Below are 12,322 nucleotides of genomic sequence, written 5' to 3' on the forward strand. Positions count from 1 at the left end.
TCCGCCGCCTCGGGCGGAGGGGAACTTGAATCCCCCTGCATCGGCCCAAGTTATCCGTGCATGCGCAATGACTGCGTGTGTGGCGTGTGGACAAGGAGGCCCATATGTGGAAGCGATTTTCGGCCCTGTGGACGCTGGTGCGCCGCGACGGCCGCCTGCTCTGGTTCGCGCTGCGTCATCCCGACGCGCCCGCGTGGCTCAAGCCTGCCGCGCTGGGGCTGGTGTTCTACGCCATCTCCCCGATCGACCTCATTCCAGATTTCATCGCCGGGCTCGGCATCGTCGATGACGTGGTACTGATTCCGCTGGCCGTCCACCTGATCCTGAAGCGGCTGCCGCCGCACATTTTGCGCCAGGCGACGATGCGCGCCACCGCGACCACGGTCCGGTCGCGCTGACGGCATCGTCCCACCCGACTCTCTACTCAGGCCGCCGGCGTTCTTCCGGCGGCTTTTTCGTCTTCGAAGCAGTGCCGCGCGAGTTCCACCAGCAGCAGTTCGGCCGTGGCGAGGTTGGTCGCGCACGGCACATTGTGGACGTCGCACGCCCGCACCAGCGCGTTGATGTCCGGTTCATGCGGCTGCGGCGTCATTGGGTCGCGCAGGAAAATCACCGCAGTCACCTTGCCCTCGGCCAGCTGCGCGCCGATCTGGAGATCGCCGCCCCACGGGCCGGACAGCATGCGCTCCACCTCGAGGCCGGTTTCGGCCGCGATGCGGCCGCCGGTGGTGCCGGTGGCCAGCAGCTCGCAGCGCACCAGCATCTCGCGGTGACGGCCCGCGAAGGCCACGATGTCGTCCTTCTTGTGATCGTGCGCAATCAGCGCGATGCGCGGCTTTCCCATCAGAACGTCCCCGGGTACGAGCCGCCGTCCAGCAGCACGTTCTGGCCCGTCATGTAGGCGGCCTGCTTGCTGCACAGGAACGCGCAGGTCGCGCCGAACTCCGCCGGCTCGCCAAAACGGCGCGAGGGATTGGCGGCGGCACGCTTGGCGGCCACTTCCTCCACGCTCAGGCCGGCCTTCTTGGCGCCGCCTTCCATGGTCTTGAACAGGCGGTCCGTGTTGAACGGGCCGGGCAGCAGGTTGTTCACGGTCACGCCGTGCTGCGCCACTTCGCGCGCCAGGCCGGCCACGAAGCCGGTCAGGCCCGAGCGTGCGCCGTTGGAGAGGCCCAGCACGTCGATCGGTGCCTTGACCGCGCCGCTCGTGATGTTGACGATGCGGCCCCACTTGCGCGCGATCATGCCGTCCACGGTGGCCTTGATCAGCTCGATCGGGGTCAGCATGTTGGCGTCGATGGCGGCGAGCCAGGCGTCGCGGTCCCAGTCACGGAAATTGCCCGGGGGCGGGCCGCCGGCGTTGTTGACCAGGATGTCGAGGTCGCCCAGCTTGGCCGCGGCGTCCAGCGCGAGCTTGCGGCCCTCGGGCGTGGTGATGTCCGTGGCCACGGCCAGCACGCGGCGGCCATGGCGGGCGCGCAGGTCGGCAGCGGCCTTTTCCAGCGCATCGGCGCCGCGCGCCACGATCACCACGTCCACCCCTTCGGCCGCCAGCGCGTCGGCGCACGCAAACCCGAGTCCCTTGCTGGCGCCACACACCAGCGCATGCTTACCGCGCAGTCCGAAATCCATCGCTTGCTCTCCTTCCTTGGTTGCTAAGACCGGGCGCCGGCTCTTGGTGCGGCGTCCCGGTTGCTCTCGAAATTGTTCAGGCCCGGCGGCTCGACAACAGATACATGCCGCCCAGCACCAGCGCGCTGCCGGCGATCTGCCAGCCCGTGATCGGCTCGCCGAGCAGCCAGAATGCCAGCAGCAGCGTCGAAACCGGGCCGATCATGCCCGCCTGCGACGCCATCGGCGCGCCGATGCGCGCCACCGCGATCATCGTCAGCGACACCGGCAGCACCGTGCAGAACACCGCGTTGACGAGTGACAGCCACATCACCGGCGCCGGCTGCGCCAGCGCCGCCAGCGGACGGCCCAGCGCCACATACTGCACCACGCAGCAGGCCGTGGACACGCACATCGCGTAGGCCACCAGCCGCAGCGAGCCGACGCGCCTGACCAGCTCGCCGCTCAGGATCAGGTACACACCATACGACAAGGCGCTGGCCAGCACCAGCGCGCCGCCCAGCCAGACCTGCGCACCGCTCACGTCGAGGTCATGGGCGAACACCAGCACGATGCCGGCATACGCCAGCAGCAGCGACATCCACTGCCGCGCATGGATCGGCCGATGGAACACCAGCGCCGTGGTCAGCAGCACGAAGGACGGCGTCAGGAACAGGATCAGCCGCTCCAGGCCGGCGGTGATGTACTGCAGGCCGAGGAAATCGAGAAAACTGGACAGGTAATAGCCGATGAAGCCCAGGAAGACCACCCGGCCGCGATCGGCCCAGGACAGCGCCGGCAGCTTGCGCGCCTGCCACCAGCCGATGGCCATGAACAGCGGCACCGCGAACAGCATGCGCAGCGTGATGACCACGACGGCATCGACGCTATAGCGGTACATCAGCTTGGCCACGATGGCCTTGGCGGAAAACAGCACGGCGCCGACGGCCGCGACGGCGAGCCCATAGCGCTGCGGCGCGGGCAGCTCGACGGGCGAGGACAGGGACTTCTGGGAAGCAGGCACGGGAGACGCAGAGTTCGGATGCCGGCCGCGGCCGCGAGGGGGTGACGCGAGGATGACGCGGGGCCGGAACGCGTCGATTGTATGTCAAAAGGCGCAAGGCGCGCCGGGGTGCCGCGCGCGGCACCAGCAGCTTTCCCCTACAATGGCCCGCGCCCCGCCAAGCCTTGCCGGCGGGGCGCCAAGACGATACCAGGCCACACCCTGCCATATAAAAAACACGGAGACACCGAGCCATGCCCTTCCCGTTCGCCCGCGCCATCCTTTCCACCGGCGTCCTGTTCGCCGCCGCCACCCCTGCCGGCGCCGCCGATGCCTTCCCCGCCAAGCCGATCCGCTTCATCGTGCCCTACGCCGCCGGCGGCACCACGGACCTCGTCGCCCGCACCGTCGGCCAGCGCGTGGCCGAGAAGCTCGGCCAGCCGGTGGTGGTGGAGAACCGCCCCGGCGCAGGGGGCAACATCGGCATGGAAGCCGTGGCCAAGGCACCTGCCGATGGCTACACCATCGGTTTCGGGGCGATTTCGACGAACGCGCTCAATCCCCATATCTACAAGCACGTGCCGTTTGACCCCCGCAAGGACTTCACGGCCATCAGCCTGCTGGGCACCTCGACCATCGTGCTGGAAGTCAGCGAAAGCCTGCCCGTAAAGACCGTGCCAGAGCTGATTGCCTATGCCAAGGCGCACCCAGGGCTGACCTACGCCACGGCTGGCACTGGCACGTCGATGCACCTGGCCGGCGCGATGTTTTCGCAGATGACCCAGACCGGCCTGACCCACGTGCCCTACAAAGGCAGCAGCCCGGCCATCAACGACCTGCTCGGCGGCCATATCCAGGTGATGTTCGATAACCTGCCCGCCTCGCTGCCCCATATCCAGGCGGGCAAGCTGCGCGCGCTGGCGGTGGCCGGCAAGACCCGAGCGCCGTCGCTGCCCAACGTGCCGACGCTGGCCGAGGCCGGCCTGCCCGGCTACGCCGTGGAGCCGTGGTTCGGCGTCTACGGCCCGGCCAACCTGCCGGCGCCGGTGGTGCAGGCGCTCAACGCGGCCTTCGTGGAGGCGCTGGTCCGCCCCGAGGTGCGCGACAAGCTGCAACAGGCCGGTTTCAATCCGAAGGGATCGAGCGCGGCCGAACTCCAGACGCTGACGCAGACCGAGTACGAGCGCTTCGGCAAAGTGGCGAAGTCGGCCGCCATCACCGTGGACTGAGGCGGGGCAAGATCAAAGGCGGGGCCCGGCGGCCCCGATGACCACGTAGATGGCCGCGTGGAGCGGGGCGGCATCCATTACAATCCCGCTGCATCGGGCGCCGCGCCTGCCTTGCCAGGCCAGCGCGCCCACCACCCTCCGCCGAGCCTGCCGCCGCCATGAAACAAGATCCGCGTTTCCCCAATCTCTTCATCCTCAATCACCCGCTGATCCAGCACAAGCTCTCGCACATGCGCGACAAGGAAACGTCCACGCGCACGTTCCGCGAGCTGCTGCGCGAGATCACGCTGCTGATGGGCTACGAGATCACGCGCAACCTGCCGCTGACCACGCGCCGCATCGAGACCCCGCTTGTGCCGCTGGAAGCCCCGGTCATCGCCGGCAAGAAACTGACCATCGTGCCGGTACTGCGCGCCGGCGTGGGCATGAGCGATGGGCTGGTCGAGCTGATTCCGTCGGCCCGCATCGGCCATATCGGCGTGTACCGCGACGAACAGCATCGCCCGGTGGAGTACCTGGTGCGCCTGCCGGACGTGGAAGACCGCAGCTTCATCCTCTGCGACCCGATGGTCGCCACCGGCTATTCGGCCGCGCATGCGGTGGACGTGCTCAAGCGGCGCGGCGTGAAGGACGAAGCCATCACCTTCGTGGCGCTGGTGGCCGCGCCGGAAGGCGTGGAAGTGTTCCAGAAGGCCCACCCGGGCGTGCGGCTGTACGTGGCGTCGCTGGACAGCCACCTGGACGACCACGCCTACATCATCCCGGGCCTGGGCGACGCCGGCGACCGGCTGTTCGGCACCAAGAACTGATGTGAAATATGAGGCGCTTGATGCGCCTCAATGTTTATGCGCGATCCAGTTGGCGGTGCATTTCCCGCACCTGCTGCTGTTGCGCTAAACCAGCCTTACTTCTTCCGTCCGCCGCCGCCCAGCAGGCTGCCCAGCACGCCACGGACCAGTTCCCGGCCGACTTGCGAGGCGAGCGTCCGGCCGGCGGACTTGGCCATCGATTCGAGGATCGAGTCGCCGCGGCCAGTCTTGCCGGTGCCCTTGGTCAGCGTGCCGAAGATGTCGCCGGCCCAGCTGCTGCCGCCTTCCTCGGCCTGCGGCTGGGGGGTGCCGGGCCTGGCGGTCGTGCCGGGCTTTTGCGCCGATGTCTCGCCGTTGCCGGCCGTCGCCACACTGCCGCGCAGCTTCTCGTAGGCCGATTCCCGGTCCACGGTCTTCTCGTAGGTGCCGGCCACCAGCGAATTGGCGATCAGGGCCTTGCACTCGTCGGGCGTGGCCGGGCCGATGCGGCTGCCCGGGGGCAGTACCCACGCCCGCTCGGTGACGACCGGGGTCCCCTTGGCGTCCAGGCACGAGATCAACGCCTCGCCCACGCCCAGTTCGCCAATCGCCTGTTCCAGATTGAGCTTCGGATTTGGCCGCATGGTCGTGGCGGCCACCTTCACCGCCTTCTGGTCACGCGGCGTGAACGCGCGCAGCGCGTGCTGCACGCGGTTGCCAAGCTGGCCGAGCACGGTATCCGGAATGTCCACGGGGTTCTGCGTCACGAAGTACACGCCCACGCCCTTCGACCGCACGAGCCGCACCACCTGTTCGATCTTGTCCAGCAGCGCCTTGGGGGCATCGTTGAACAGCAGGTGTGCCTCGTCGAAGAAGAAGACCAGCTTGGGCTTGTCCAGATCGCCGGCCTCGGGCAGCCGCTCGAACAGCTCGGACAGCATCCAGAGCAGGAAGGTGGCGTACAGCCGGGGCGCATTCATCAGCTTGTCGGCGGCGAGGATGTTGACGACGCCCTGCCCCTTCTCGGTCTGGATGAAGTCCTCCAGGTTCAGCATCGGCTCGCCAAAGAACTTGTCCGCGCCCTGCGACTCCAGCGCGATCAGCCCGCGCTGGATCGCGCCGATGGAGGCCGCCGAGATATTGCCGTACTCGGTGGTGAACTGGCTGGCGTTGTCGCCCACGTGCTGGAGCATCGCGCGCAGGTCCTTGGCGTCGAGCAGCAACAGGCCGTTGGCATCGGCGATGCGGAACACAAGGTTCAGCACGCCCTGCTGGGTGTCGTTGAGTTCGAGCATCCGCGACAGCAGCAGCGGCCCCATGTGCGAGACCGTCGCGCGCACCGGATGCCCTTTTTCGCCGAAGACATCCCAGAGCGTGGTCGGGCAGGCGCCCCAGGCCGGTTCGGGCAGCCCGTGTTCCGCCAGGCGGGCCTTGAGCTTGTCCGAGGGCTTGCCGACCTGAGATATGCCTGAAAGATCACCTTTGACGTCCGCCATGAACACCGGCACCCCCAGGCGCGAGAACCCCTGCGCCAGCGTTTGCAGCGTGACGGTCTTGCCGGTACCGGTGGCGCCGGTGATGAGACCGTGCCGATTCCCCATCTCGGGCAGCAGTACGAGCTCGCAGTCGGCGTTCTTGGCGATGAGGATGGGGTCGGCCATGATGGTCTCGTCGTAATCGCGGTGTCATCCAGATCGGAAGACAGGGGCCGCGTGATAAAATCCTGCGCTGATTATAGCCAGCAAATCGGCACATCCATCACATGGCGTGGCCGCCGGAAGCGCCACCCAGCACGCTGCACGACAGCTATTCCGCCTCGGAGAGAATCATGGCCGGTCACTCAAAATGGGCCAATATCAAACACAAGAAAGCCGCTGCTGACGCCAAGCGGGGCAAGATCTGGACGCGCCTGATCAAGGAAATCACCGTGGCCGCCAAGCTTGGCGGCGGCGATGCCGACTCCAACCCGCGCCTGCGCCTGTCGATCGACAAGGCCATGGACGCGAACATGCCCAAGGACAACATCCAGCGCGCGATCCAGCGCGGCGTGGGTGGCCTGGAAGGCGCGAACTACGAGGAAATCCGCTACGAAGGCTACGGCCTGGCCGGCGCGGCGATCATCGTCGACTGCCTGACCGACAACCGTACCCGCACCGTGGCCGAAGTCCGCCATGCGTTCTCGAAGCACGGCGGCAACATGGGCACGGAAGGCTCGGTGGCCTTCATGTTCACCCACTGCGGCCAGTTCCTGTTCGCCCCGGGCACGCCCGAGGACAAGCTGATGGATGCCGCGCTCGAAGCCGGCGCCGATGACGTCGTGACCAACGACGACGGCTCGATCGAAGTGACCTGCCCGCCCAACGACTTCCCGGCGGTCAAGACCGCCCTCGAAGCGGCCGGTTTCAAGGCCGAACTGGCGGATGTGGTGATGAAGCCGCAGAACGAGGTGAGCTTTACCGGCGACGACGCGGTCAAGATGCAGAAGCTCCTGGACGCCCTGGAAAACCTGGACGACGTACAGGAAGTCTTCACCAACGCGGTGATCGAGGACTAAGTCCTCCGCCGCGCCCCATGGCGGCAGCCCGGCCCCGGCCAGCTGCCGCTTTTCGCATGCGTTTCTTTTCTGGCAGTGGATCATGAAAGTATTGGTTGTCGGTTCGGGCGGACGTGAGCACGCGCTGGCGTGGAAAATGGCCCAGTCCCCCAAGGTGCAAGTGGTGTACGTGGCGCCGGGCAACGGCGGCACGGCGCTCGACAAGCGCCTGCAGAACGTGCCGCTGACCGATCCCGAGGTGCTCGCCGCCTTCGTGGAGCGCGAAGGGGTGGCGTTCACCGTGGTCGGCCCCGAGGCCCCGCTGGCCGCCGGCATCGTCGACGTGTTCCGCGCCCGTGGCCTGCGCATCTTCGGGCCGACCCAGGCTGCCGCGCAGTTGGAGTCCTCCAAGGACTTCGCCAAGGCGTTCATGCATCGCCACAACATCCCCACGGCTGCCTACCAGACGTTTGCCGATGCGGCCGCCGCGCACGCCTACATCGACGCCCAGGGCGCCCCGATCGTGATCAAGGCCGATGGCCTGGCCGCCGGCAAGGGTGTGGTCGTGGCGATGACGCTGGAAGAAGCGCACCACGCCGTCGACATGATGCTGGCCGACAACAAGCTCGGCGATGCCGGCGCGCGCGTGGTCATCGAGGAATTCCTGGAAGGCGAGGAAGCCAGCTTCATCGTGCTGGTGGATGGCAAGAACGTGCTCGCCCTGGCCACCAGCCAGGACCACAAGCGCCTGCTGGACGCCGATGCCGGCCCCAACACCGGCGGCATGGGCGCCTACTCGCCCGCCCCGGTGGTTACGCCGGCGCTGCACGCCCGTGCACTGCGCGAGATCATCATGCCGACCGTGCGCGGCATGGAAAAGGATGGCATCCCGTACACGGGCTTCCTGTACGCCGGCCTGATGATCGACAAGGACGGCAACCCGAAGACGCTCGAGTTCAACTGCCGCATGGGCGATCCGGAGACGCAGCCGATCATGGCGCGCCTGAAGACCGACCTCGTGGACGTGATGGAAGCGGCCGTGGACGGCAAGCTCGACCAGGTGGAACTGGACTGGGACCGCCGTACCGCGCTGGGCGTGGTGATGGCTGCCTACAACTACCCGGAAGACCCGCGCAAGGGCGATGCCATCACCGGCATTCCCGCCGAGACGGTCGAGGCCGTGACGTTCCACGCCGGCACCACGCTCAAGGACGGCACCCTGCTGACCTCGGGCGGCCGCGTGCTCTGCGTGGTGGGCCTGGCCGACACCGTCAAGGCCGCGCAGCGCGCTGCCTACGCGGCTGTGGAGCAGATCCGCTTCGACGGCATGCAGTTCCGCACCGACATTGGCTACCGCGCCATCAAGCGCTGATGCGCGCACCGGACGCCCCCGCGCCAGCTTCACGGCGCGGCGGGAGTCCAGCCGGTACAATCATGACAGCGCCATGACGGCCGCGCCCTCCGGGCGGCCGTCGCGCTACCGGCCCATCCGATTCCGCCCATCATGATCGACTCCCAGGCAGTCCGCGCCTACCTGCTCGGCTTGCAAGACCGCATCACCGACGCCATTGCCGCCGTGGACGGCCAGCCATTCCTGACCGACGAATGGGAAAAGCCACCGACCGAGCGCCTGCGCGGCAATGGCCGCACCCGCATTCTGGAAGGCGGCGCCGTGATGGAGCGCGCCGGCGTGGGCTTCTCCCACGTGCGCGGCGACACCCTGCCCCCCTCGGCCAGCGCCAACCGGCCCGAACTGGCCGGGCGCAGCTTCGAGGCCATGGGCGTCTCGCTGGTGTTCCATCCGCGCAATCCGTACGTGCCGACGGTGCACATGAACGTGCGCTGCTTCGTGGCCGTGAAGCCCGATGCGGACCCGGTCTGGTGGTTCGGCGGCGGCATGGACCTGACGCCGTACTACGGCAATGCCGATGACTGCGCGCACTTCCACCGCACCTGCAAGACCGCGCTGGCGCCGTTCGGCGACGACCTGTACCCGCGCTTCAAGCAGTGGTGCGACGATTATTTCTTCCTGCGCCACCGGGGCGAGGCGCGCGGCATCGGCGGGGTGTTCTTCGACGATTTCGCCGCGCTGGGCTTCGACCGCAGCTTCGCGATGATGCAATCGGTCGGCGACGCCTTCCTCGACGCCTACCTCCCCATCCTCGAAGCCCGCAAGGACACGCCCTACGGCGCGCGCGAGCGCGACTTCCAGGCCTACCGGCGCGGGCGCTACGTGGAATTCAACCTGGTATTCGACCGCGGCACGCTGTTCGGCCTGCAATCGGGCGGCCGCGCCGAATCCATCCTGATGTCGATGCCGCCGCAGGTGACCTGGCGCTACGACTGGCAACCCGAGCCGGGCAGCGCGGAGGCCGCGCTGTACACCGACTTCCTGCCGGCACGCGAGTGGGCCTGACGGCGAGTGTGATGACTGTTCCTGAAGACTCCCGCGCAACCCACCCCGCCCCGTCCACCGGCCGCCCGTACCGCCTGGGTATCCTGGGCGGCACCTTCGATCCGCCGCATCGCGGCCATGTCGCGCTGGCGCAACTCTGCATCGACCATCTGGCGCTCGACGAGCTGGTCTGGATCCCCACCGGCCAGTCCTGGCAGAAGGGTGACCAGGTAACGCCCGCCGCCGACCGCTTTGCCATGACCGAACTGGCCGCAGCCACGCTGGACAGCCCGCGCGCCAAGATACGAGTAAGCCGCATGGAGGTGGACCGGGCCGGCCCGAGCTATACCATCGACACGGTGCGCCACCTGCGCGACGAATACGGCCCGGATACCTCCATGGCCTGGCTGATGGGCGCCGACCAGTTGCTGCGCCTGCACACATGGCACGGGTGGGAGGCGCTGTTCGAACAAGTGCACCTGTGCATCGCCACCCGGCCCGGTTTCGACCTCGCCGCGCTGGACGGTCCGGTGCTCGAAGCCATGAACCAGCGGCTGGCGGACACGCACCTGATACAATGCACGCCCTCCGGCCGGATGTGGATCGACCAGACCCTTGCCGTCGATCTGTCCTCCACCGGTCTGCGCCAGCGCCTGGCCGATGGCCAGCCGGCGGATGACCAACTGCCTGCCGGCGTGGCACACTACATCGCGAGTCGCGGGTTGTACCGCAATCCCTGAGCCGGCTCGCCCCTATCCCGAACGAAGCTGAACAAGAAAGACACCATGGATATTCGTAAACTGCAACGCGCCATCGTCGACGGGCTCGAAGATGTCAAAGCGCAGGACATCAAGGTGTTCGACACCACTCACCTGACCGAACTATTCGACCGGGTGGTGATCGCCAGCGGTAGTTCGAACCGCCAGACCAAGGCGCTTGCTGCCTCTGTGCGGGATACGGTGAAGGACGCTGGCGGCCATATCATTGCCGTCGAGGGTCTGGAGACCGGCGAGTGGGTGCTGGTGGACTGCGGCGACGCCGTGGTGCACATCCTCCAGCCGCAACTGCGCCTGTACTACAACCTCGAGGAAATCTGGGGCGACAAGCCGGTGCGCGTGAAGCTGACCGGCGCCAGGAGCCTGGCCAAGGCCAGCGAGCCGATGGACGAGGACGAAGCCGAGGCCTCCGCACCGGCACCGCGTTCGCGCCGTGCCTCGAGCCTGCGCCCGGCGCTGGCCAAGCTGCCGGAAGGCATGAAGGAACCTTCGCCGCCGATGGGCCACGAAGACACCGATCCGGACGCCATCGCCACCATCCGCAAGCCGGTGCGCAAGACCAGCACCGGCGCCGCCACCAAGACGGCGGCTGCCAAGACGCCGGCCCGCAAAGCCCCGGCCGTGAAGGCGCCGGCCCGCAAGGTGGCAACCAAGACGGCTACGAAGCCGGCAACAAAGACCGCCGCCAAGGCCCCGGCACGCAAGGCGCCGGCCGCCAAGAAGGCTGCGACCAAGACCGCCGCGCCGCGCAAGCGCTCGGCCTGAGTCAGCGGATTCGACTTAAGCCGTCCGCACCGATCCACCAGGTATCGCCAGATCGCCCATGCAACTCGTGATCGTGGCCGTCGGCCACAAGATGCCCGGCTGGATCGAAACCGGCTTCGGCGAGTATGCCAAGCGCATGCCGCCGGAGTTGCGCATCGAACTGCGCGAGGTCAAGCCGGAAGCCCGTTCGTCGAGCAACAACGCCGCCACGGTCATGCAGCGGGAAGCCGCGCGCATCGACGCCGTGCTCGGTTCGCTGTCCAAGCAATGCCGGATCGTTGCGCTCGATGAACGCGGGCGCGACTTCACCACGGTGCAGCTGGCCGACCAGCTGACCGGCTGGCAGCGCGAAGGCGGCGACGTGGCTTTCCTGATTGGCGGCGCGGACGGGCTCGACCCGGCCCTCAAGGCGCGCGCCAGCACGCTGATCCGGCTCTCCAGCCTGACGCTGCCGCACGGCATGGTGCGCGTGCTGCTGGCCGAGCAGCTCTACCGCGCCTGGTCGGTCACGCAAAACCACCCGTATCACCGGGTCTGAGTTCCCGCCGCCGACGGTTACAATCGCCGCATCGATTTTCCCGATGCGCGCCGTGACCCACGACCTCCTCTACCTCGCCTCCCAAAGCCCGCGCCGCCGCGAACTGCTGACGCAGCTCGGCGTCTCCCACGAACTGCTGCTCGCCGATGACGACGAGGACGCCGAAGCGCTCGAAGCCGTGCTCCCCGGCGAGACGCCCGACGCCTACGTGCAGCGCGTCTGCGCGCTCAAGGCCGAGGCCGCCCTGCGCCGCCGCGAGCGCCGCGCCCTGCCCGACCATCCGATTCTGACCTCGGACACCACGGTATGCCGGGGTGGCGACATCCTGGGCAAGCCGGCCGACCCTGACGATGCCGCCGCGATGCTGGCCGCGCTCGCCGGCACCACCCACCGCGTGCTGACCGCCGTGACCGTGGTTTCCACACTCGGCCAGCGCCATGCGCTGTCGATCTCGCACGTCACTTTCCGGCCGATGAACGCCGATGAGATCGCCCGCTACGTGGCCAGCGGCGAGCCGCTCGGCAAGGCTGGCGCGTACGGCATCCAGGGCCGCGCGGCCGAGTTTGTCGAACGAATCGACGGCAGCTATTCGGGTATCATGGGCTTGCCCTTGTTCGAGACCGCGGCCCTGCTGCGCGAGGCCGGCCTGCGTTTCTGAGCGCCCCGTCCCGCAGCCATCCCGCC

Annotated in this window: 14 protein-coding genes; 10 read left to right on the forward strand and 4 right to left on the reverse strand. The window is 67.8% G+C overall.

Going from position 1 to position 12,322, the window contains the following annotated elements; all coding sequences use genetic code 11:
* The first annotated feature begins 104 nt into the window (after nucleotides 1-104).
* Nucleotides 105-398 (forward strand): YkvA family protein, encoded by a 294-nt coding sequence (locus KHO18_RS03120; protein WP_144197496.1) that lies wholly within the window; start codon nucleotides 105-107, stop codon nucleotides 396-398.
* A gap of 26 nt (nucleotides 399-424) precedes the next feature.
* Here the strand turns inward: KHO18_RS03120 and KHO18_RS03125 are convergent, their stop codons facing one another.
* The 3 genes from KHO18_RS03125 to KHO18_RS03135 all read right to left on the reverse strand — a co-directional run bounded on the left by KHO18_RS03125 (nucleotide 425) and on the right by KHO18_RS03135 (nucleotide 2,596).
* Nucleotides 425-847 carry a methylglyoxal synthase gene (locus KHO18_RS03125; protein ID WP_144197532.1) on the reverse strand — a complete coding sequence of 141 codons (423 nt, stop codon included), beginning with the start codon at nucleotides 845-847 and terminating at the stop codon, nucleotides 425-427.
* Nucleotides 844-1,632: an SDR family oxidoreductase gene (locus KHO18_RS03130; protein ID WP_144197495.1), complete on the reverse strand. Its 789-nt coding sequence runs from the start codon at nucleotides 1,630-1,632 to the stop codon at nucleotides 844-846. Before KHO18_RS03130 ends, KHO18_RS03125 begins: the two co-directional genes overlap by 4 nt.
* A 76-nt stretch (nucleotides 1,633-1,708) precedes the next feature.
* A complete protein-coding gene (locus tag KHO18_RS03135) occupies nucleotides 1,709-2,596 on the reverse strand; it encodes a DMT family transporter (protein ID WP_211942786.1) in 888 nt (295 codons plus the stop codon).
* 272 nt (nucleotides 2,597-2,868) lie between these two features.
* Here KHO18_RS03135 and KHO18_RS03140 point away from each other — a divergent pair, with 272 nt between their 5' ends.
* Both KHO18_RS03140 and upp read left to right on the forward strand, forming a co-directional pair.
* A complete protein-coding gene (locus KHO18_RS03140) occupies nucleotides 2,869-3,843 on the forward strand; it encodes a Bug family tripartite tricarboxylate transporter substrate binding protein (protein ID WP_144197494.1) in 975 nt (324 codons plus the stop codon).
* Between the two features lie 158 nt (nucleotides 3,844-4,001).
* Nucleotides 4,002-4,652: a uracil phosphoribosyltransferase gene (upp, locus tag KHO18_RS03145; protein WP_144197493.1), complete on the forward strand. Its 651-nt coding sequence runs from the start codon at nucleotides 4,002-4,004 to the stop codon at nucleotides 4,650-4,652.
* Between the two features lie 95 nt (nucleotides 4,653-4,747).
* Here upp and KHO18_RS03150 read toward each other — a convergent pair whose 3' ends face one another.
* The gene (locus KHO18_RS03150) at nucleotides 4,748-6,292 is read right to left on the reverse strand and encodes a helicase HerA-like C-terminal domain-containing protein (protein ID WP_144197492.1); all 1,545 of its coding nucleotides are present in this window, start codon (nucleotides 6,290-6,292) and stop codon (nucleotides 4,748-4,750) included.
* Between the two features lie 167 nt (nucleotides 6,293-6,459).
* Between KHO18_RS03150 and KHO18_RS03155 the strand changes: the two genes are divergently transcribed.
* The 7 genes from KHO18_RS03155 (at nucleotide 6,460) to KHO18_RS03185 (ending at nucleotide 12,296) form a co-directional block, all read left to right on the forward strand.
* Nucleotides 6,460-7,185 carry a YebC/PmpR family DNA-binding transcriptional regulator gene (locus tag KHO18_RS03155; RefSeq protein WP_144197491.1) on the forward strand — a complete coding sequence of 242 codons (726 nt, stop codon included), beginning with the start codon at nucleotides 6,460-6,462 and terminating at the stop codon, nucleotides 7,183-7,185.
* A gap of 82 nt (nucleotides 7,186-7,267) precedes the next feature.
* Entirely contained in the window at nucleotides 7,268-8,536 is a 1,269-nt protein-coding gene (gene purD, locus KHO18_RS03160; RefSeq protein ID WP_144197490.1) for a phosphoribosylamine--glycine ligase, read from the forward strand.
* Between the two features lie 132 nt (nucleotides 8,537-8,668).
* A complete protein-coding gene (hemF, locus tag KHO18_RS03165; RefSeq protein WP_144197489.1) occupies nucleotides 8,669-9,580 on the forward strand; it encodes an oxygen-dependent coproporphyrinogen oxidase in 912 nt (303 codons plus the stop codon).
* A gap of 11 nt (nucleotides 9,581-9,591) precedes the next feature.
* Nucleotides 9,592-10,299: a nicotinate-nucleotide adenylyltransferase gene (locus KHO18_RS03170; RefSeq protein ID WP_149136487.1), complete on the forward strand. Its 708-nt coding sequence runs from the start codon at nucleotides 9,592-9,594 to the stop codon at nucleotides 10,297-10,299.
* Nucleotides 10,300-10,344: 45 nt separating this feature from the next.
* Nucleotides 10,345-11,100 (forward strand): ribosome silencing factor, encoded by a 756-nt coding sequence (rsfS, locus tag KHO18_RS03175; protein WP_211942764.1) that lies wholly within the window; start codon nucleotides 10,345-10,347, stop codon nucleotides 11,098-11,100.
* A 58-nt stretch (nucleotides 11,101-11,158) separates the two neighbouring features.
* Nucleotides 11,159-11,638 carry a 23S rRNA (pseudouridine(1915)-N(3))-methyltransferase RlmH gene (gene rlmH, locus KHO18_RS03180; protein ID WP_144197486.1) on the forward strand — a complete coding sequence of 160 codons (480 nt, stop codon included), beginning with the start codon at nucleotides 11,159-11,161 and terminating at the stop codon, nucleotides 11,636-11,638.
* Nucleotides 11,639-11,681: 43 nt separating this feature from the next.
* Nucleotides 11,682-12,296 carry a Maf family protein gene (locus tag KHO18_RS03185; protein ID WP_211942765.1) on the forward strand — a complete coding sequence of 205 codons (615 nt, stop codon included), beginning with the start codon at nucleotides 11,682-11,684 and terminating at the stop codon, nucleotides 12,294-12,296.
* The last annotated feature ends 26 nt before the right edge of the window (nucleotides 12,297-12,322 follow it).

It is taken from the genome of Cupriavidus campinensis, assembly GCF_905397395.1.
GTDB lineage: Bacteria > Pseudomonadota > Gammaproteobacteria > Burkholderiales > Burkholderiaceae > Cupriavidus > Cupriavidus campinensis.

What these genes read in the sequence shown, in the direction of transcription:
- KHO18_RS03120 (WP_144197496.1), top strand. Translation starts at nt 105, where the DNA reads ATGTGGAAGCGATTTTCGGCCCTGTGGACGCTGGTGCGCCGCGACGGC.
- KHO18_RS03130 (WP_144197495.1), bottom strand. Translation starts at nt 1,632, where the DNA reads ATGGATTTCGGACTGCGCGGTAAGCATGCGCTGGTGTGTGGCGCCAGC.
- KHO18_RS03140 (WP_144197494.1), top strand. Translation starts at nt 2,869, where the DNA reads ATGCCCTTCCCGTTCGCCCGCGCCATCCTTTCCACCGGCGTCCTGTTC.
- upp (WP_144197493.1), top strand. Translation starts at nt 4,002, where the DNA reads ATGAAACAAGATCCGCGTTTCCCCAATCTCTTCATCCTCAATCACCCG.
- KHO18_RS03150 (WP_144197492.1), bottom strand. Translation starts at nt 6,292, where the DNA reads ATGGCCGACCCCATCCTCATCGCCAAGAACGCCGACTGCGAGCTCGTA.
- KHO18_RS03155 (WP_144197491.1), top strand. Translation starts at nt 6,460, where the DNA reads ATGGCCGGTCACTCAAAATGGGCCAATATCAAACACAAGAAAGCCGCT.
- purD (WP_144197490.1), top strand. Translation starts at nt 7,268, where the DNA reads ATGAAAGTATTGGTTGTCGGTTCGGGCGGACGTGAGCACGCGCTGGCG.
- hemF (WP_144197489.1), top strand. Translation starts at nt 8,669, where the DNA reads ATGATCGACTCCCAGGCAGTCCGCGCCTACCTGCTCGGCTTGCAAGAC.
- KHO18_RS03170 (WP_149136487.1), top strand. Translation starts at nt 9,592, where the DNA reads ATGACTGTTCCTGAAGACTCCCGCGCAACCCACCCCGCCCCGTCCACC.
- rsfS (WP_211942764.1), top strand. Translation starts at nt 10,345, where the DNA reads ATGGATATTCGTAAACTGCAACGCGCCATCGTCGACGGGCTCGAAGAT.
- rlmH (WP_144197486.1), top strand. Translation starts at nt 11,159, where the DNA reads ATGCAACTCGTGATCGTGGCCGTCGGCCACAAGATGCCCGGCTGGATC.
- KHO18_RS03185 (WP_211942765.1), top strand. Translation starts at nt 11,682, where the DNA reads ATGCGCGCCGTGACCCACGACCTCCTCTACCTCGCCTCCCAAAGCCCG.